Below are 18564 nucleotides of genomic sequence, written 5' to 3'. Positions count from 1 at the left end.
GGCTCCGCGATCTCCCACAGCCCGTCCGGAACAATCCAACTCCACGTACCCCGCCCCATGGCAACTTCCACGACCGCCTCACCACATAGGACACGGTCTTAGTGCACGAGGTGACCGGTCCCCGGCTGCCGGTGTTGAAGCCGGACAACGGCTCTTCCCTGGTCGCCTGTCAGCTCACGCGCACGGAGAAGACGCGGGGCGAGCGCCGCTGTTCGGCTGACAGGGCCGACATGCAGGAGGACCTGAGATACTCGCGCCGCACCTCGCTACCTTTACCTTGCGGAGACAGAATGCAGTGCCCTCGGTCGAGGAGCACGAAGAACACCAAGAGCAGCACGAAAGCACGTTGCTCCACAGGTAAGGAATGGTGCGCACCGTGAGATACACCGTCTCCATCGAGATCGCCCTGCCGCGGGAGAGGGTGGGCCAGCTCCTCGCCGACCCGGCACATCTGCCGAAATGGCTGCGGGGTCTGGTACTGCACGAGCCGCTGAGTGGGGCGCACGGGCAGCTCGGCACCACGTCGCGGATCGTGATGCAAATGGGGCAACGGAAAATGGAGTGCACCGAGACCATCACCCGCCGGGAACCGGCAGACCTGCGGGAGATTCCGAAAACGAGCGTCGTTCACTTCGACCGCGAGATCGTCGGTGAGGGAATGTGGAGCGCCGTGCGCGACCGGCTGACCGAAGCCGGCCCGGAAAGGACTCTCTGGGAGAGCGAGAACGAATACCGGTTCAGCGGATTTCTGATGAAGCTGGTGGGCCTGCTGATGCCCGGCGCCTTCCGCAAGCAGTCGTTGCAGCACATGCAGGACTTCAAGGCGTTCGCCGAGCGGGGAACGGACGTCCGCGAGACGACGGACTGATCTTCCGTAACGGTCAGGTACCTGAGGGCGGTTGTCTGGTCGGGGGTGAGCCGGCCGGTGGTCATCAACCCGACGGCGGGCCGGACGGCTGCTCCATCTCCGAGGGCCGGCAGCTCCTGTTGCACGGGGAGCGGGCACGGCCAAAGTGCCTGCCGGGTCCCTCACCCGTGACGACCTGGGCCCACGGGTACGGGCGCCGCGTTCTGACGAGTGCACCGGCCCGACGGATGGTCGCAGAGCTGCGCTCGGACGGGGAACCGCGCCGCAGCGTCCGTGCCGTCGAGGCACTTCCGCACTGCCGGATCCTGGCCACGCTCGCCGGAGTCCGGCCGGATGCTCAAACGCCAGAGCCTTTTCTCGTGTCTCGTGACCGCGCACCGGAAGGGTGCTCCATCCCGCCGCTGCCTGATACTCCGACAGTCGTTTAGCACCATAGGGCGCCCTCGCACACGTCCCCGGCCCGCCGCCAACGGGCCGGGGACGGTGCGCGCCGAGGCGGGGCCGCAGCGCACTACTCGTGTGCCGTGGCAGTCGCCCAGAGCCCGGTGAGTATTCCGACGAATCAGGAGCCGTAGTGACCGTTCAACGCATCGACGTGATTCGCCCTGCCGAGCTGAGCCCGACCGACCTGGAGCTGTGGGGCGAAATGCGTGCCAGTACGGCTGCGGAGGCCAACCCCTTCATGAGCCCGGAGTTCTGCCAGGCCATCGGCCGGGTCCGGCCAGGCGCCAGGGTCGCGGTGGTGCGCCAGAACGGCGAGCCGGCCGGCTTCTTCCCCTTCGAGCGGGGCCGGTGGGGCCGCGGCCGCGCCATCGGCCTGGGTGTGTCCGACAGCCAGGGGGCCGTGCTGCGCCCCGGGGTGGTCGTGGACCCGCACGAGCTGCTGCGTGCCAGTTCCCTGTCCGTCTGGGAGTTCAACCATCTCGAGAGCGGCCAGGACCTGTTCCTGCCGTTCGCCACGGGGCGGTTCGCCTCGCCCGTCATCGACATCGACATCGCCGGCGGATACGCGGGCTACGAGACCCTGCTCCGGGCCGGTTCCCGCACCTTCTTGAAAGCTACCCGGGCGCAGGAACGCCGCCTGGCCCGGCAGGCCGGGCCGCTGCGGTTCGTGTTCGACGAGCGCAGTCCGGCGGTTCTGCGGATGCTGATGGCGTGGAAGTCCGCGCAGTACCGCCGGACCGGCCGGCGCGACCGGTTCGCCCAGGACTGGATCAACAACCTGGTACGGATGCTCGCCACCACGCAGGCACCGTCGTGCTCGGGCCTGCTGTCCGTCCTCTACGCGGGTGGCCGGCCCGTCGCCGCACACTTCGGTCTGCGCTCGCGCACCGTACTGTCGTGCTGGTTCCCCGCCTACGACCGGGACTTCGCCACATTCAGTCCCGGACGCGTCCTCTACCTCCGCATGATCGAGGCGGCCGCCGCCGCCGGGATCGGCATGCTCGATCTCGGCAGGGGCGAGGCCGCCTACAAGGACTCCCTCAAGACACGGGAGCTGACCGTGCACGAGGGCGCCGTGCTCCGGGCCGGGGCCGGGGCGGCCCTGCACTGGCTCAGCCACGAGCCGCCGCGCGCCGTCCGGGGGTTCGTGCGTGAACGGCCGCAGCTCAAGGCCGCAGCGCTGCGCACTCTGGCCATGGTGGGCAGGGTGCGTGACCGGACGCCCCGCCCGTGAGAGCGAGACCCGTGCCCGGCGGGCCCGGCGGCCGTTCCGTGCCTCGGGTGCGAGTACGCGCCGAGCGCGCCGCAGGGACGCGGACCGGGGTCCGCGTCCCTCCGGCGGTGGACGGCCGCAGTGCCGACGGGATTTGAACCCGCGAGACAGTTGGGGGCAGGTCCGCCCCGTCCCCGTCAGTCGCCGTGGGCGGGACCTCGCCCACGGCGATCGCAATGGACCGCTCTGCCACGGCTCCGCGACCTACGGGGACGCGCGCACCCCCGCTGCGGCCAAGATTAGGGACATCGTCCGCCGCGCACGAACCCTTATCGGCGCAGATCCCTTCGGTGCCGCTCCCCCGCATCCGGTCGAGCAGTCCGGGCACGTCGCGGTGGCCGGGGTGCGGGAACGCGCCGCGTACGCGCCGGCCCGTTGCTCAGTGGTTCCGCGGCGGACGCCGGTCGGGCGGCAGCCGCCGGGTGATCCGGTCGAACAAGTCCGTCAGGGGCTCGGCGACGTCCTGGCCGAACTCGGTCACCCCGTAGGTGACCTGGGGTGGCGTTGTCGGCTCGACCTCCCGCCAGACCAGTCCGTCCTGGACCAGTGCGCGCAGTGTCTGAGCGAGCATCTTTTCGCTGATGCCATGGATGCGGTCGCGCAGCTCGAAGAAGCGAAGGTTGTTGTTCCGCAAGGAGATCAGAACCCAGATGCCCCACCTGCTGGTCACGTGGTCGACCACGTCTCGTGCGGGGCAGTCGGTGTGAAACACCTCATACGGTGCGGCCGTCTCGGCCTGCGTCAGCTGCGCGCCTTCTTCCACGTCCGGAGCTTACCTCGGGGTATGTCCTTACGGAAAGTAAGCCCGTCTCCTAGCGTCGGCTGCCACAGCACACAACTGACCAGGAGCTGAACATGATTGTGGTGACCGGGGCTACCGGGAACGTGGGCCGGCCTTTGACGCGGGCCCTGGCCGGGGCGGGCGAGCAGGTGACGGCGGTGTCGCGGCGCGCGGCGGCGGTACCGGACGGGGTCCGGCACGTACCGGTCGACTTGACCGAACCGCAGGGTCTCGCCGCCGTGCTGGAGGGGGCGAAGGCGCTGTTCCTCCTGCTGTCCGGCGACCTGCACGCCCCCGAAGCGCGGCCGGCCGACGTGATCGACCTGGCTGTGGCCAGTGGGGTCCGCCGGGTTGTCCTGCTGTCTTCGCAGGGCGTGGCCACCCGGCCGCTCGGCCCGTCGCGGATCGCGCTGCGTGCGGTGGAGGACGCGTTGAAGGAGTCCGGCCTGGACTGGGCCGTCCTACGGCCCGGTGGCTTCGCCTCCAACGCCCTGGCCTGGGCGGAGTCCGTCCGCACGCACGGAACGGTCGCCGCGCCCTTCGGCGATGTCGGGGTTCCGGTGGTAGACCCGGCGGACATCGCCGGGGTCGCGGCGGCCTGCCTGCTGGACGACCGGCATACCGGCGGCGTCTACGAGCTGACCGGGCCCGAGGTGATCACGCCGCGCCGGCAGGCGGAAACCATCGCCGCGGTGCTCGGCGCGCCGGTGCGGTTCCACGAACTCACCCGCGAGGAGGCCAAAGCCGCGATGATCCGGTTCGTGCCGCCGGAGCTCGCCGAGGACACCCTGGACATCATCGCCGCCCCGAACGCCACCGAACTGCGGATCAGCCCGGACATCCCACGGGTCCTCGGCCGCGACCCGCGGCCCTTCGGCGCCTGGGTCGCCCGTCACATCGGCGCTTTTCGCTGAGCCGCACCCCAACAGAACCCCACGGGGGTCGGTCCGGACTCGCGCGGCGCCGTGCACGTGCAGGTCTCGACGGCGGCCGTGTGAGCGGTCAGGATCCCAGGAGGCCCGGGAGTCGGACGCGGTGATGTCCGCGGCGGATCACGGACTTCGCTCCGGCCGGGCCCGGGCGCAGTTCCACAGCACGCGCTCCCCGCCACGGTTCACACCTGTGGCGGGGAGGGCGAAGGTCGGGGCCTGTGCGGTGGGGCGTCACACGCCGCCCTCGATGAGGGTCCAGCCCGAGGAGACCCGGGGCAGTGAGCCGACGTTGGTGTAATTGCCGTTCACCAGCGTCGAGGTCCAGGCCGTGCCGTCGTTCTTGTAGAAGAACAGGCTGTCCGAGGTCCGGCCCACCTTGTCCCAGATGCCGGAGGTACCGATCTTCCGGAAGGAGATGCCGGTGCCGTCAGTGGCCTCGGACACCCGGAACTCGAGTTCGGCGCCCGCTCTCGCCCACGACAGCACGGAGTCGCTCGTGGCGGTCAACTGCCCCAGGAAGTCGTCCCTCGGGATGCCGCCCTTGTCCGTGTAGACGCCGCCGGAGAGGGTGCCGTACCCCACGTTGCTCCAGGGGAACTCGACCGAACCGTGCCGGGCCGATGCGACCAGCGTGTCACAGGAGGAAGCCATGCTTCCCCAGCCCGAGCTGAAGTCGTCGGACACGCGCACCTGCTGGAACGTGCCGCTCTTGAGGGTGCCGGTCACCCCGCGGCCACTGGTGTTGTAGAAGATCACGGAGTCGCCGGACGCCTCGATGAAGGTCCAGTTCGGGGCGAAGCCGTAGGTCTTGACGCGGGTGTACACGCCGCCCGTGAAGGTGCCGACCTCCCCGGCCCCGGTGTCCTTGTTGTACAGCAGCAGTGAGTCACGGCTCGCCGCTCCGTGCGTGTACCCGGTCGGCAGGCTCAGCATCGCCTTGGCCTGCCACCGGCCGCCGGAGAGGGTGCCGGTGCCTGCCTGGCCGTTGTCCGACCGGTAGAACAGCATAGAGGTGTTCGGCGTCGTCTGGTTGCAGTACGGCGAGGCGGCGGTCGCCGGCGTGACCGGACCGGCCAGCAGGACGGCCGCCGCGGAGGTGACGGTGGCCAGTGCGGCCACCAGGGATTTCCTCATGGATGCGCCCCTTTCTCGCATTCGGACGCGCACGGCCGGTCCGTCGGGACACGCTCCGCCGCGGTGCGGTTGAAGGAGGACGCCTCCACGCGCGGAGCCGGTCGGCCCGTGCCCCGCCCCCGCGGGCCCCGCCGTCGCATCTGCTGGGCGTCCTCGTTCATCCTGCGCCGCGGGGAGCCGCGCCGCATCTCGGCGCGGCTCCCCGCCTGCAGAGCCCCAGGTGGACGGGGTCGGAGCAGAGCTGTGCGCGCGCTCCGGCCCGGTTCAAGGGAGGGCGGGCCCTGCGGTCCTGAGGGCTTCGAGTCCGGCACGGGGACGTGCTCGCCCCATGTGCCGCGGTACGCGCTCTCGCCGTGTTCCGCCGCGATCTCGCCGAAGCAGCGGATCACCGCGCGTGCGCAGGCGCCGCCCCGTGGCAGCCGGGGCGAAGGTCCCCGTGTCCGGATCGTCGGCCTGCAGGGCCTCGTGCAGCAAGCCGGGCCGATCCTCCGGGTGCTGCCCCACCAGTGGCATGGATCCCGGCGGCGGTGTCGGCCGGTTCGCGATCCGGTCCGGCCCGGACGTCACCTCCTGTCGGTCCGTCAGACACGGCGACGGGCGGCGGGGGCGCGTCCCGGGGCCCGGGTGCGCTCCCGCCGCCCGGGGCGGAGGGCGGGAGGGTCAGTCGGTGCCGAACTCCATCGCCGCGCGGTCGAGCATCTGCTCGTCGTCGCCCTCGGCCTGGCCACGGGAGGCGATGACCTCGGCGCCGCCCTCGGGCATCGCGCCGATCAGGCCCGTCGAGGCGGCCTGGGCGGCCCCGATGAGCGTCTCGTGGGTGTTGCCGACGATGCCGAGGGCCGCGTACTGCTCCAGCTTGGCGCGCGAGTCGGCGATGTCGAGGTTGCGCATGGTGAGCTGGCCGATCCGGTCCACCGGGCCGAAGGCCGAGTCCTCGGTGCGCTCCATGGACAGCTTGTCCGGGTGGTAGCTGAACGCCGGGCCCGTGGTGTCCATGATCGAGTAGTCCTCGCCGCGCCGCAGCCGCAGGGTGACCTCGCCGGTGACCGCCGCGCCGACCCAGCGCTGGAGCGACTCGCGGATCATCAGTGCCTGCGGGTCCAGCCAGCGGCCCTCGTACATGAGGCGGCCGAGCCGCCGGCCCTCGTTGTGGTACTGCGCGAGGGTGTCCTCGTTGTGGATCGCGTTGACGAGGCGCTCGTACGCGGCGTGCAGCAGCGCCATGCCGGGAGCCTCGTAGATGCCGCGGCTCTTGGCCTCGATGATCCGGTTCTCGATCTGGTCGGACATGCCCAGGCCGTGCCGGCCGCCGATGGCGTTGGCCTCCATCACCAGGTCCACGGCGGAGGCGAACTCCTTGCCGTTGACCGTCACCGGGCGGCCCTGGTCGAAGCCGATGGTCACGTCCTCGGCGGCGATCTCCACCGAGGGGTCCCAGAACCTCACGCCCATGATCGGCTCGACGGTCTCGACACCGGTGTCGAGGTGCTCCAGCGTCTTGGCCTCGTGCGTGGCGCCCCAGATGTTGGCGTCGGTGGAGTACGCCTTCTCGGTGCTGTCGCGGTAGGGGAGGCCGTGGGCGAGCAGCCACTCCGACATCTCCTTGCGGCCGCCGAGCTCGGTGACGAAGTCCGCGTCGAGCCAGGGCTTGTAGATCCGCAGGTGCGGGTTGGCCAGCAGGCCGTAGCGGTAGAACCGCTCGATGTCATTGCCCTTGAAGGTCGAGCCGTCGCCCCAGATCTGGACGTCGTCCTCGAGCATCGCCCGGACCAGCAGGGTGCCGGTGACGGCGCGGCCGAGCGGCGTGGTGTTGAAGTACGCACGACCGCCGGAGCGGATGTGGAAGGCACCGCAGGTGAGCGCGGCCAGCCCCTCCTCGACCAGCGCGGCGCGGCAGTCGACCAGACGGGCGATCTCGGCGCCGTACGCCGAGGCACGGGCGGGCACCGACGCGATGTCGGGCTCGTCGTACTGACCGATGTCGGCGGTGTAGGTGCACGGGACGGCGCCCTTGTCGCGCATCCACGCGACCGCGACGGAGGTGTCGAGGCCGCCGGAGAAGGCGATGCCGACGCGCTCGCCGGCGGGAAGGGAGGTGAGGACCTTAGACATAGGAAGAGTATGCAGCCTCACGCATGTTCATGCAATCCGGGGGGCGCGTCGGCCTGTCCTTCCAGGCGCAGCACGACCACGACCGTGTCGTCGGTGACGCCGACGGGCGGTACGAGCTCGGCCAGGAGGGCGTCGGCGAGTACGGAGGCATCGGCGGCACGGTGCCGGGCGAGGGCGTCGGCGAGCCGGCCGAGGCCGGTGTCGATGTCCTCGCGACGGCGCTCGACGAGCCCGTCGGTGTAGAGCACGAGGACGGAACCGTCGGTGAATTCCGTACGGGCCTGGGGGCGCGGCGCGTGTTCCGGGCGGGCGCCGAGGGGCGGGTCGGTGGCCTCGTCGAGGAAGACGACGGTGCCGTCGGGGTGGCAGAGCGCCGGCGGGAGGTGGCCCGCGCTGCTGTACGTGAGGGTCCGGCCGTTCCAGTCGATGAAGACCGAGACGGCGGTGGTGGACTCGGCACCCGCGACGGAGCGGGCGTAGAGGCCGAGGACCTCCAGGGCCTGGGCGGGACCTTCGGCCACGAGCGAGGCGGCGGACAGGGCGCTGCGCAACTGTCCCATGACCCCGGCGGCCCCCAGCCCGTGGCCGACGACGTCCCCGACGGCGACGGCGGTGCAGCCGGGGGCCTCGACGAGGTCGTACCAGTCCCCGCACACGTTCAGGGCCGCGGCGGCGGGGCGGTAACGCACGGCGGCCTGGTGGTGGGCGAGCGTGCTCGGTTCGGGGAGCATCGACTCCTGGAGGTGGAGCGCGACCTCCCGTTCGCGGGCGTGGGCCTGGCGCAGCCGCTCGTTGAGTTCCTGGAGCTCCCGGGCGCGGGTGTAGAGCTCGGACTCCAGGACCTGGGTGGCGTCCCCACCGCTGCGGGCGCCCCGGGCCCGGATCAGCTCGGTCACCTCCTCCACGCGGTGCAGTACCAGCGCCACGCTGCCGTCGGAGGTGAGGACGGGGACGTTGGCCGGGCTCCAGTACCGCTCGTGCCACACTCCCGGGTGCCGGGGGTCCTCCACGTCGTAGCGCTGCAGGGCCATGGCGTCGCGCTCGCCGGTGGCCACAACCCGCTCCAGTGAGGCGCGCATGTTCCGCGTGCCGGTCGCGGCGAGGTCGTTGGGGTTGTCGGGGAAGGCGTCGAAGATGTGGCGGCCGATGAGCTCCTCGCGGGTGCGGCCGGCCACGGAGAGGTAGGCCGCGTTGACGTCCAGGTACACGAGTCCAGGGGTCAGCAGCGCGGCCGCGCCCGGCAGCGCATGGAACACCGCCCGGTAGTCGATCCCGGATCCGCTCACGATCCACCCCGTCCGTGTGCTTCCGTCCCTGTCGTGGGGGTTCCCCCCACGATAGGCGCGGTCGAGGGAGGCGGCCCCGGCACGGCCGTCCGCCTTGGGCCGTTCGGCTTCCGTCCCCGCCCGTCCCCGGCACGGCACCGGGGCCCGCCGCCCGGCACGACCGGCCCGGAGCCCGACCGGCGGGACACCCCCTAGCATCTGGGCCATGGTGGAACCGGGGGCGAGTGACGGTGGCGGGGCCGGCGGTGGCTGGTGCGTCTCCGTGGTGAAGTACCGGCGCAAGGCCGGGCCGCCCGCGGACGACGGGGCGGCCGACGCGGGGCAGCCGCTGGCCCGGCGGGACGGGCTGCGCGTACTGGGCGGATCCGGGGAGGTGCGCTGCGTCGACGAAGCCGGCCGCACGCTGTGGGCCACCGCCTGTTCCGGCGTCCCGAACGCCGCCCACGTCTCCGGCGGCAGGGTGCTGATCACCACGGACTCCTTCGACTACACCCCGTGGGGGCACCTCGGTCCGGCCCTGCTGCTGGACCTGGCGGACGGCTCCCCGGTCGCCGTACTGCGCGGTGCGAGCGGAGCGGTGCTGCGGGGCGGCCGGTTCTTCCTCGGCCTGGAGGGCTACGACGTCTTCGACACGTGGGAGTACGACCGCGACGGCGTCCTGGTGGACTCCTGGCGCAGCTACGGCCACTACGTCGCCGGTACGGGCATCCGCGTCGTCGAGACCGACCGCAGCCTGCCCACCCGCAGCCGCGTGGTACGGCTGCTGCCCGGCGGGACCGTGGAGCGCGGGCCCGCGCTCACCGACCCGGTGTGCCCGAAGCCCCTGGTGCTGGCGGACGGCACCGTCCTGGTCCTCGACGCCGGGATTCTGCGCGCCGTCGACCGCCGGCTGGCGGACACCGTCCTCGCCGAGCTGCTTCCGGTCGACCCCGACCGGACCTGGCGGTACCGCGGCGCGTTGCGCCGCACCGGTGACCGGCTCACCGTGACCCTCACGGAACAGCACGAGGACCGGCCCGGCAAGCACGTCCTGCACACCTGGACCCTCCACCTCCGGCCCCGGCGGGCGGCCGTGTGATCATGTCCGTCTGCACAACCAGCACCTCATGGGGGGACCATGCGCACCCGCACCACCACCACCGCCACGACCGGCCTCGTCACCGCGCTGGCGGTGGTGTTCGCCCTGTCGGGCTGCAGCACCGCCCCGGAGAAGAACCGGCCCGCGACGGCGGGGCCCACGGCCTCCGCGCCCGCCCCGCAGGGCGGCGGTTCCGGGTTCGAGGGCCCGCGCCCGCAGGACCAGAACCTGCTGGCGTGGACCGGCGACCCCAATGACGCGGGCCACGTCACCGCCCAGTCCTCGGCGGGGGTCGGCGGCCGGATCACGCTGGTGCGGATCGTCCTGCGCGAGCAGATCACCTGGTCGAACATCTGGCTGGGGCTGGCCGGGCTGGACCCGAACGCCCAGCTGACCAACTGCTACCTCGGTGTGTACGACGCCCAGGGCACGCTGGTCGGGTCCACGGCCGACATCTCGCCCCAGCTGATGACCGACGCCATCGCCAAGCCGCTGCCGCTCGCCAAGCCCTTCACCGCCGCCCCCGGCACGTACTTCATCGCCCTCCTGCTCAACGGCACCTGGGCCACCAACGCCCTCACCCTGAAGTCCACGGGCGCCGGCATCTCCGTCAACGCCGGGCTGACGCCGCCGAACCTGCGGTACAGCAGCATCCTGACCGGCCAGTCGTCGCTGCCCGCCACCGTGAACCTCGGCGAGCAGTCCCAGGCCACCATCAACACCGGCTGGGCCAGCCAGTGGTACGCCATCTCCTGACGGGGTGTCCCCCGGCTTCCCCGACGAAGGTGCCCTGCCGGGCTCCATTCGCCCGGGCGACATATGCCGGTGGGTGACTTACCATGCGGGCATGAGTGACCGCGCGATGCAGGAACCGACCCTTCTCCTCCTGACCGCGCTCGCGGACGAGCCACGCCACGGGTACGCGATCGCCCGGGAGGTGGAGCTGATCTCGGGCGGGCGCGTCAAGATGCGCACGGGCACCCTTTACGGGGCGCTGGAGCGGCTGCTGGGGCAGGGGCTGATCGAGGTCCACGAGGAGCAGATCGTCGACAGCCGGCTGCGACGCTCCTACAGCCTCACCGCCGCGGGCCGGGAGAGCCTGGCTGCCGAGGCGGCGCGGATGGCCGCGACCGCCCGCGAGGCGGCCCGTCGGCTGGGCGTCTCCGGCCGGACGGCCACGGCGTGAGCCCTCGCCTGCTGCGCCTGTACCCGGCCGAGTTCCGCCGGGCCTTCGGTGACGAGATCGCCGAGGCCTACCGGGAGGCGACCGAGGGTGCGGGGCGGCTCTCCCGGCTCCGGGAGGGGTTCGAGCTCTGGCGGTTCGCCGTGCCCGTCGTCGTCGCGCTCGCCCTGGCGGGCCGGGGTGCCGTGTCGGGTGTCCGTACGGCCGGCCAGTTCGCGCTGGCGGTGGCGCCGTTCCTCGTCCTCGGCCACTTCTCCGGGGTGGTGGGCGAGGCGAACGCCGTCCCGTGCCTGGTGCTGCTCACCGCCACGGGCCTGGCCGTGCGGCTGTGGCGCCACAGGAACTCCGGTACGCCGGGTGACGCCTGACCCACCGTCCGCCGTCCGCCGTCCGCCGTCCGCCGGCCGCCGGCCGCCCCGGCCGCCCTCAGGCGTCGGCACCGACGGCGCTGACGCGGATCTTGGACTGGCCGTGGCCGAGCTCCTCCCAGTCCTCCATGAAGCGCGCGGCCAGTCCGTGCCGGGCGGCGAGGTCGAGGAGGGTCTGGGTCCGGTAGTAGAAGTCCTCGCGCAGGACCTGGTGTTCGGTGCCGGTGGTGCGGTCGAAGGTGAAGTCGAAGTGACCGCCGGGGGCCAGGACGCGGCCCACGTGGGCGAAGCATTCGTCGATCACCTCGATCGGCGAGTGCGAGAACACGCTGTGGGCGTGGACCACGTCGAAGTAGGCGTCCGGCAGGAAGTCCAGCGTCAGGTTCCTGGTGATGGTCAGGTGCGGGACCTTGGCCTGGAGCCCCCGCTCGGTAAGCGTCTGCTTGGCGGCGATGAGGATGTCGGGCGAGATGTCGATGCCGTAGTAGTGGCCCGCGTCGAGGTAGTCGATGAAGCGCCAGCCGGCGCGCAGGTTGCCGCAGCCGATGTCCAGCATGCGGGCGTCGGGCCGCAGTCCGTGGGCGAGCAGGTAGTCGAACTGCATCTTGCCGAGGGCGAGCCAGCGTTCGTGGGTCTGGCTGCCGACGGCCGCCTCGGGGTTGCGGCGCGTGTCCGAGGCCATCACCGCCCGGTAGTAGCTCACGTGGTCGGGGTGCTTGAAGGCCAGCCACCGGTCGCGCGCGGCGCGCTTGAGGTACGGGGCGATGCGGTGCGGGCGACTGGCCGCGTAGCGGACCTTGTGGACGAGGGATTCCCGGTTGGCGGTGAGGTTCTTCCTGGTGGCCATGAGCACTCCGTCTCGGTCGCAAGGCGAAATCCCGGCGCGGCGGGCGGGATCCGCTGCCGTCCGGAAGGATCTTCAGGGGCTACCATACGTCGGTCGCCGACATATACAAACCACTGGAGTGTGGTGAACGGAGGAAGCCGCTCCGGGCGCGCGGCGCACGGCCCGGATGCGGGTTGTTCCGACGACGGGGACGGGGGACGCGGTGGATCGCTGCTTTGCGGTGATCTGCCCCAGATTGCCACTCCCCCGCCCCGCGCCGCGCGCAACGCGCCCCACGACCCGGACACGCCGACCGCGCGACGCCCGGGGCTCGTGGCGGCGGGGCCCCGGCCGACCACGCGGCGACGCCGCACGCTGCGGCGCCCCGGTCCCGGCGACTCCCGGCATCGCCCACCCGGCGCGACGGCCCGGGCCGGGAGGGCAGGCCGACGTCGTGGTGGACGGCCGGCGTGACGGCGCGATCAGCCCGCGGGCGCTCCAGGCGTCAGTTCGCCCGGGCGGGGCGGTCTTCCCGCAGGAGGCGGGTGCGGAAGAGGTCGAGGACCGTGTCGAGCGCCTCCCGGGTGGGCCGGCCCGGTTCGTCGATGAGGTGCTCCGTCAGGACGGAGTGCGGCGGCAGGGCGCTGTCGGGGCTGGCGTCGGCGTCGTCGAGCTCGACGGCGACGAAGGCCTCGCCGAGTTCGCGCCGCAGGTGCGCGAAGCGGTCGGCCGGGACCAGCCGGTCGCCCCGGAAGCGCAGCCCGAGGACCTGGAGCCCCTCACGCTCGCAGCGCCCGCGGACCACCGCGAGGTCCTCCGGGCTGATGTCGATGGCGGCGGCGCGACCGGGCGTGCAGGCCAGCGGCAACGAGGGCTGGGAGAGGACCGGCGCGACCAGGCGTTCGTCCGTGGCCATGGCGAGCGCGAAGCCGCCGGTCAGGCACATGCCGACGGCGCCCACGCCGGGGCCGCCGCACCGCTCGTGCTCGGCGGCGGCCAGGGCCCGCAGCCACCCCACGACGCGGGAACTGCGGCCCGTGGCCAGCAGGGTGAACTCCCGGCTGACGCAGACCCGCCACATGGTCGACGCCATGTAGCGGCTGCTGCTCGCCCAGCCGGCGGTGCGGGGGTCCGGGTCGCGGCCGGGCTCGCCGAAGAGCACCGGGAGCACGGCGGTGCAGCCGGCCGCGGCCACCCGTTCGGCGAACTCCAGGACCTTGGGGGTGATGCCCGGGATCTCCGCCATGACGATCACGGCGGGGCCCGTACCCGCCCGCAGTACGCGGCGGGTCGCGCCGTCGTGGGTGAACGAACCCTCGGTGAAGCCGGTCAGGTCGTGGTTCGGCACGTGCCCGTTCCTTCCGTCGGCGCTTCTGGACCGCGCTCAAGTTACCGGCAGGTACGGCGTGGTGGTCAACCCTCGGGGGACGGCCGTCAGCCCACCTGGATGCCGATCACGCAGGTGTCGTCGTCCGTGTCCGACCGGCTTCCGGCGAGGAGGCGGTCCAGCCGCGCGTCCAGGTCCCCGGCTCCGGCCGCGGCCGCGTTCACGAGGTGCCCGAGCGAGTCCTGGACCGAGGAGTCCCGCCGTTCCACCAGGCCGTCGGTGAACATCAGCAGCGTGTCGTCGGGTTCGAGCCGCACCTCGCGCTCCCCGTACACGACGTCGGGCAGGGCGCCCAGCAGCAGTCCCTCGATGAGCGGGAAGGCCTCGGCCCCGCCGCCGCGGACCAGTACGGGCGGCAGGTGGCCCGCGCGCGCCCAGCGCAGCACCCTGGTGCTCGGGTCGTAGAGGCCGCACACGGCGGTGGCGGTCACGTGTTTGGCGAGGTTGTGGGTGACCGTGTTGAGCCAGGACAGCAGCTGGCCCGGACCGGCGCCGGTGACGGCCAGGCCGCGCAGGGCGTTGCGCAGCACGACCATTCCGGTGGCCGCCTCGATGCCGTGGCCGGCGACGTCGCCCACGGACAGCATGATGAGACCGGAGGGCAGGACCACGGTGTCGTACCAGTCGCCGCCGACGAGCGACTCGGTCTCGGCCGGCCGGTAGCGGACGGCGACCCGTATCCCCGGCGCCTCGACCGCCGGCGGGGTCACCGGCATGATCGCGTGCTGGAGCTGGAGGGCCAGCCGGTTGCGTTCGGCGGACTCGGCTTCGGTGTGGGCGAGCTGGTCCCTGGTCGCGGCCAGCGCCACCTCGGTCCAGTGCTGGGCCGAGATGTCCTGGTAGGCGCCGCGTACGGCGTGCAGCCGCTGGTCCGCGTCGAGGACGGGCTCGGCGACCACCCGGATGTGGCGGGTGATCCCGTCGGGCCGCTGGAGGCGGAAGTTGACGGAGGACGGGCGGCGGTGGCGCAGCAGCGCCCGCAGGAAGCGGCCGAGGGCGGCGGAGTCGTCCGGGTGGGCGTGGCCGGGCAGTTCGCGCAGCCGTACGGGGGGTGCGGTGGCCGGGAGTCCGTGCAGCGCGTAGAGCTGTGCGTTCCAGGTGGTCTCCCCCGTGGCCAGGTTCTCCTCGAACCCGCCGATGCGGCCCAGCCGCTGGGCGTGCTGGAGGAGGTTGGCCAGCCGGGCCGTCTCGTCCTCGATCCGCCAGATCAGGAGGACGGCGGCGCCGTGGCGGCTGACGCTGATGTCCGCGACCGAGGTGAGCGGGATCTGGTCGACCAGCGCGGTCAGGCTCATGCGTTCGGCGCGGAACGGCTCACCGGTCGCGTGGACGCGCTCGATGATGTCGAACAGCCCGTTCTCGGCGGCGGCCATCGGGTACGCCTCCAGCAGCAGCGCACCGTTGACGTCGCCCCGCGGTCGTCCCACGGGGTCGACGAAGCGGCTGCCGACGTGCCGGATCCTGAAGTCGGTGAGGCGGCCCCCGGGGTCGAGGACGGGGGTGAGCACCACCGCGGGGTCCTGGAGCCCCTCGGCGAGGCCGATGAGTTCCGCGACGTCGGGGAGCACCGTGTCGGCGGTCGTCGGGTCGCCCGGCGGCGCCGCGTCCATGGTGCGGGCGCACAGTTCGGCGAGGGCTTCGACCTGGCGTTCGATCTGCGGTGGTTGCGGTGCCAGGGGCTGCGGCCAGCAGATTTCGAGGACGCCGTGGATCCGCCCGCCCGTCCCGGTCGGTGCCGCCATCCGTCCGCCTTCGGGCCACTGGAGGTGGCCGATGGAGGGCAGCCCCGCGCGCTTGAGGCGGGACAGCGTCACCAGCCGGCGCTCCCGCAGTGCCAGGCCGGCGACGGTGGAGACGCCGGGGGGTACGTGGCGCCAGCGGACGGCCTCACTGGACGGGAACCCGGCGTGGCCGGCGAGGGCCAGAGAGCCGTCGGGCACGGCGGTCCAGACGGCGACGGCGACTGCTCCCAGCGGCCCCAGCGCGTTGGTCAGGAGGGACTCGGCCACGGCCTGGGTGTCGGAGGCGGCGGCCAGCATGCCGCTCTCGGCGGTACGGAGCCGGACCGAGACCGTGGCGTGCCCGGCGGGGTCGTCGTCACCACCGGTACGGGTACCCGTACCGGCTCCCTCGACGAACGCGGCGGCGATCTCGCTGACCTGGTCGCGGGAGGCCTGGTTGACGATGTCGGCGGCGAGTTCGAGACGGGAGGTGCCGCTTTCCCGGCACAGGACGTCGAGCTGCCGGGCCGCCGCGGCCGGGGTGCAGTTCAGCTGCCCGATGAGGATGCCCTTGGCCAGTTCGACGAGTGCGCGGCCGTCGGCGGCGGCCTGCGCCTCCAGCACTTCCCGGCGGAGCCGTTCGACGGTGGCGACGAGGCGGCCCAGCGGGGTCGGGGACTGGTGCGGGATGGCGCAGGCGCTCTGGCCCGCGGCCAGTGCCGACGGCGGGTGGACGGCGCCGTTCCGTGTCGCGTCCCCGCTCATCGCGTGAGCCAGTGCCGGACGCGGGCGATGAGGTCGTCGGCGTCCACGGGCTTGGTCACGTAGTCGCTGGCGCCGGCGGCGAGGCTCTTCTCCCGGTCCCCGGGCATCGCCTTGGCCGTGACCGCGATGATGGGCAGGGCCTCGTACGCCGGCATCCGGCGGATCTCGGCGGTGGCCGCGTAGCCGTCCAGTTCCGGCATCATCACGTCCATCAGGATCAGGTCGACGTCGGTGTTGCCCGTGAGGGCGTCGATGCCCTTGCGGCCGTCCTCGGCGTGCAGGACGCGCATGCCGTGCAGTTCCAGGACCCCGCTGAGGGCGAAGAGGTTGCGGGCGTCGTCGTCGACGACGAGGACGGTCCGTCCGGCGAGGTCGCCGTCGGGGACGTGGGCGTCCTGCGGCCGCCGGTCGTCCGCGTGCACGAGGGGCAGGACGTCCCCGGGCTGCTCGGCGGACAGGTGCAGGGCGATGCGTTCGCGCAGCTCGTCCAGGCTGGACAGCAGCTCCACCCGGCGCGAGGCGGCCCGCTCCCGCAGGGCCTCCTCCCGGCCGGTCCGGACGCGGGGGTTGTTGTGGGCGAGGACGGGGAGCGAGGAGAGGGCCGGATCGCCGTCGAGCGCGTCGAGGAAGCGCAGCGCCTCGCCGTCGGGCATGTCGAGTTCCAGGACGACGCAGTGGAACGCGTCGGACGCCAGGGCGGCCGCCGCCTCCCGCGAGCTCGTGGCGCCCACGACCTGGATGCCGCCGCGCTGCCCCGCCGCGTGGGGATGCGGGGTGAAGTCGCGATCGGCGCTCTCGGCGACGAGGGAGAGCAGGCCGTTCGGCCGTTCCTCGATCACCAGCAGACGGCGGGGGTGCCGCTGCGCCGGGAGGGCGGGGGCGTCCCGGCGGCCCGGGTCGCCCTCCGCGGACGTGCCCTCGGGAGCGGGCGGCACGGCCGTGTCGGCGTCCGGGGCGTCCTCGAAGTCCGCGCGGCTGACCGGCAGGTAGAGGGTGAAGGTGCTGCCCTGGCCGGGTGTGCTCTCCGCGGTGACGGCCCCGCCGAGGAGCTGGGCGATCTCGCGGCTGATGGAGAGGCCGAGGCCGGTGCCGCCGTACTTGCGGCTGGTGGTTCCGTCGGCCTGCTGGAAGGCGCCGAACACGGACTCCAGCTGCTGCTCGGGGATGCCGATGCCGGTGTCCCGTACCCGGAAGGCCAGCATGGGGCCCCGCCGGGAGACCCCGGCGGGGATCTCGGGGACCGTGGCCGGTTCGATGCGGAGCTCGACGCCGCCGCGTTCGGTGAACTTGACGGCGTTGGAGAGCAGGTTGCGCAGGATCTGGCGCAGCCGCGAATCGTCGGTGAGCAGGTCGTCGGGTGCGTCGGGGGCGGTGGTGACGGTGAAGTCGAGGCTCTTCTGCGTGGTCATGGGGCGGAAGGTGGCGTCGACGTACTCCAGCAGCTGGGGCAGGTGCACCCGCTCGGGGTTGATGTCCATCTTGCCCGCCTCGACCTTGGACAGGTCGAGGATGTCGTTGATCAGCTGGAGCAGGTCGGAGCCTGCCGAGTGGATGATGCCCGCGTACTCGACCTGCTTGGGGGTGAGGTTGCGGGTGGGGTTCTGTGCGAGCAGCTGGGCGAGGATGAGCAGGCTGTTGAGCGGGCCTCGATGTCGCTGTTCTGGCTGGCGAGGAGGGCGGCCTTCTCCTCCAGTTCGGCGTTGGAGCGCTGGAGTTCCTCCTGCTGGACCTGGAGTTCCTCGGAGCGGGCCTGCAGCTCGCCGGTCAGCCGCTGGGACTCGCCGAGGAGTTCGTCCGTGCGCGCGTTGGCGACGATGGTGTTGACGTTGGTGCCGATGGTCTCCATCAGCTGGGCGAGGAAGTCCCGGTGGACGGGGGTGAAGTCGCTGAAGGAGGCGAGTTCGATCACGCCGAGGACCTGGTCGTCGACGACGATCGGCAGGATGATCAAGCTGCCGGGCGTGGTGTGGCCGAGCCCGGAGGAGATGATGTAGTCGCCGGGGACGCGGTCGGTGGCGATGATCCGGTGGCTTCGTGCCGCCTGCCCGACGAGGGACTCCCCGAGGACGAACCTCGTGCCCTCCTCGGTGTCCGCCGGACGTCCGTAGGATCCGACGAGGGTGAGCACGGTTCCCCGGGAGCTGTCCTCGGCGAGGTAGAAGGCCCCGTACTGGGCGGCGACCAGCGGCGTCAGCTCGTCCATGACGAGTTCGGCGACGGCGGCGAGATCGCGGTGGCCCTGCATCAGGCCGGAGATGCGCGCCAGATTGGACTTGAGCCAGTCCTGCTCCTGGTTGGCGCGGGTGCTCTCGCGCAGCGACCCGACCATGGAGTTGATGTTGTCCTTGAGTTCGGCGACCTCTCCGGAGGCGTCCACGGTGATCGAGCGGGTCAGATCGCCCTCGG

Annotated in this window: 14 protein-coding genes and 1 pseudogene; 7 read left to right on the top strand and 8 right to left on the bottom strand. The window is 72.3% G+C overall.

The window, feature by feature from the left end:
* Nucleotides 1–376 precede the first annotated feature (376 nt).
* Nucleotides 377–868, top strand: coding sequence for an SRPBCC family protein (locus IH80_RS0136080; protein WP_030966053.1), 492 nt, complete (start codon nucleotides 377–379; stop codon nucleotides 866–868).
* A 574-nt stretch (nucleotides 869–1442) separates the two neighbouring features.
* Nucleotides 1443–2546, top strand: a complete 1104-nt coding sequence (locus IH80_RS0136075) for a GNAT family N-acetyltransferase (RefSeq protein WP_030966052.1) — start codon at nucleotides 1443–1445, stop codon at nucleotides 2544–2546.
* Nucleotides 2547–2964: 418 nt separating this feature from the next.
* Here the strand turns inward: IH80_RS0136075 and IH80_RS0136070 are convergent, their stop codons facing one another.
* Nucleotides 2965–3348, bottom strand: a complete 384-nt coding sequence (locus tag IH80_RS0136070) for a winged helix-turn-helix transcriptional regulator (protein WP_030966051.1) — start codon at nucleotides 3346–3348, stop codon at nucleotides 2965–2967.
* 92 nt (nucleotides 3349–3440) lie between these two features.
* Between IH80_RS0136070 and IH80_RS0136065 the strand changes: the two genes are divergently transcribed.
* Nucleotides 3441–4280, top strand: coding sequence for an SDR family oxidoreductase (locus tag IH80_RS0136065; protein ID WP_030966050.1), 840 nt, complete (start codon nucleotides 3441–3443; stop codon nucleotides 4278–4280).
* Between the two features lie 249 nt (nucleotides 4281–4529).
* Here IH80_RS0136065 and IH80_RS0136060 read toward each other — a convergent pair whose 3' ends face one another.
* The 3 genes from IH80_RS0136060 to IH80_RS0136050 all read right to left on the bottom strand — a co-directional run bounded on the left by IH80_RS0136060 (nucleotide 4530) and on the right by IH80_RS0136050 (nucleotide 8830).
* Nucleotides 4530–5432, bottom strand: coding sequence for a hypothetical protein (locus IH80_RS0136060; RefSeq protein ID WP_158943799.1), 903 nt, complete (start codon nucleotides 5430–5432; stop codon nucleotides 4530–4532).
* A gap of 660 nt (nucleotides 5433–6092) precedes the next feature.
* Nucleotides 6093–7544, bottom strand: a complete 1452-nt coding sequence (gene argG, locus IH80_RS0136055; RefSeq protein ID WP_030966048.1) for an argininosuccinate synthase — start codon at nucleotides 7542–7544, stop codon at nucleotides 6093–6095.
* A 17-nt stretch (nucleotides 7545–7561) separates the two neighbouring features.
* The gene (locus IH80_RS0136050; RefSeq protein ID WP_199819360.1) at nucleotides 7562–8830 is read right to left on the bottom strand and encodes a PP2C family protein-serine/threonine phosphatase; all 1269 of its coding nucleotides are present in this window, start codon (nucleotides 8828–8830) and stop codon (nucleotides 7562–7564) included.
* A gap of 205 nt (nucleotides 8831–9035) precedes the next feature.
* Here IH80_RS0136050 and IH80_RS0136045 point away from each other — a divergent pair, with 205 nt between their 5' ends.
* The 4 genes from IH80_RS0136045 (at nucleotide 9036) to IH80_RS46595 (ending at nucleotide 11459) form a co-directional block, all read left to right on the top strand.
* Nucleotides 9036–9908, top strand: coding sequence for a hypothetical protein (locus IH80_RS0136045; protein ID WP_051810301.1), 873 nt, complete (start codon nucleotides 9036–9038; stop codon nucleotides 9906–9908).
* Nucleotides 9909–9947: 39 nt separating this feature from the next.
* Nucleotides 9948–10664: a hypothetical protein gene (locus tag IH80_RS0136040; RefSeq protein ID WP_030966044.1), complete on the top strand. Its 717-nt coding sequence runs from the start codon at nucleotides 9948–9950 to the stop codon at nucleotides 10662–10664.
* A gap of 91 nt (nucleotides 10665–10755) precedes the next feature.
* Nucleotides 10756–11094, top strand: coding sequence for a PadR family transcriptional regulator (locus tag IH80_RS0136035; RefSeq protein ID WP_030966042.1), 339 nt, complete (start codon nucleotides 10756–10758; stop codon nucleotides 11092–11094).
* The gene (locus IH80_RS46595; protein ID WP_051810300.1) at nucleotides 11091–11459 is read left to right on the top strand and encodes a hypothetical protein; all 369 of its coding nucleotides are present in this window, start codon (nucleotides 11091–11093) and stop codon (nucleotides 11457–11459) included. The genes IH80_RS0136035 and IH80_RS46595 overlap by 4 nt, the downstream gene beginning before the upstream one ends.
* Before the next feature lie 58 nt (nucleotides 11460–11517).
* Here the strand turns inward: IH80_RS46595 and IH80_RS0136025 are convergent, their stop codons facing one another.
* The 4 genes and pseudogenes from IH80_RS0136025 to IH80_RS40180 all read right to left on the bottom strand — a co-directional run.
* Nucleotides 11518–12306: a class I SAM-dependent methyltransferase gene (locus IH80_RS0136025; RefSeq protein WP_030966041.1), complete on the bottom strand. Its 789-nt coding sequence runs from the start codon at nucleotides 12304–12306 to the stop codon at nucleotides 11518–11520.
* 484 nt (nucleotides 12307–12790) lie between these two features.
* Nucleotides 12791–13633, bottom strand: a complete 843-nt coding sequence (locus IH80_RS0136020; protein WP_030966040.1) for a dienelactone hydrolase family protein — start codon at nucleotides 13631–13633, stop codon at nucleotides 12791–12793.
* A gap of 86 nt (nucleotides 13634–13719) precedes the next feature.
* Nucleotides 13720–16158 (bottom strand): SpoIIE family protein phosphatase, encoded by a 2439-nt coding sequence (locus IH80_RS0136015; RefSeq protein ID WP_078906920.1) that lies wholly within the window; start codon nucleotides 16156–16158, stop codon nucleotides 13720–13722.
* A pseudogene (locus IH80_RS40180) lies at nucleotides 16155–18564 on the bottom strand (response regulator); the annotation flags it as partial. The pseudogene IH80_RS40180 and the gene IH80_RS0136015, both read right to left, overlap by 4 nt.

The sequence above is a fragment of the Streptomyces sp. NRRL S-378 genome, assembly GCF_000720645.1.
Lineage (GTDB): Bacteria > Actinomycetota > Actinomycetes > Streptomycetales > Streptomycetaceae > Streptomyces.
This window is presented reverse-complemented; position numbering and strand designations above follow the sequence as displayed.

Excerpts from the sequence above, each read along its gene's own strand:
- argG (WP_030966048.1), bottom strand. The coding sequence starts at position 7,544 with ATGTCTAAGGTCCTCACCTCCCTTCCCGCCGGCGAGCGCGTCGGCATC.
- IH80_RS0136040 (WP_030966044.1), top strand. The coding sequence starts at position 9,948 with ATGCGCACCCGCACCACCACCACCGCCACGACCGGCCTCGTCACCGCG.
- IH80_RS0136035 (WP_030966042.1), top strand. The coding sequence starts at position 10,756 with ATGAGTGACCGCGCGATGCAGGAACCGACCCTTCTCCTCCTGACCGCG.
- IH80_RS0136060 (WP_158943799.1), bottom strand. The coding sequence starts at position 5,432 with ATGAGGAAATCCCTGGTGGCCGCACTGGCCACCGTCACCTCCGCGGCG.
- IH80_RS0136045 (WP_051810301.1), top strand. The coding sequence starts at position 9,036 with ATGGTGGAACCGGGGGCGAGTGACGGTGGCGGGGCCGGCGGTGGCTGG.
- IH80_RS0136065 (WP_030966050.1), top strand. The coding sequence starts at position 3,441 with ATGATTGTGGTGACCGGGGCTACCGGGAACGTGGGCCGGCCTTTGACG.
- IH80_RS0136025 (WP_030966041.1), bottom strand. The coding sequence starts at position 12,306 with ATGGCCACCAGGAAGAACCTCACCGCCAACCGGGAATCCCTCGTCCAC.
- IH80_RS0136015 (WP_078906920.1), bottom strand. The coding sequence starts at position 16,158 with ATGAGCGGGGACGCGACACGGAACGGCGCCGTCCACCCGCCGTCGGCA.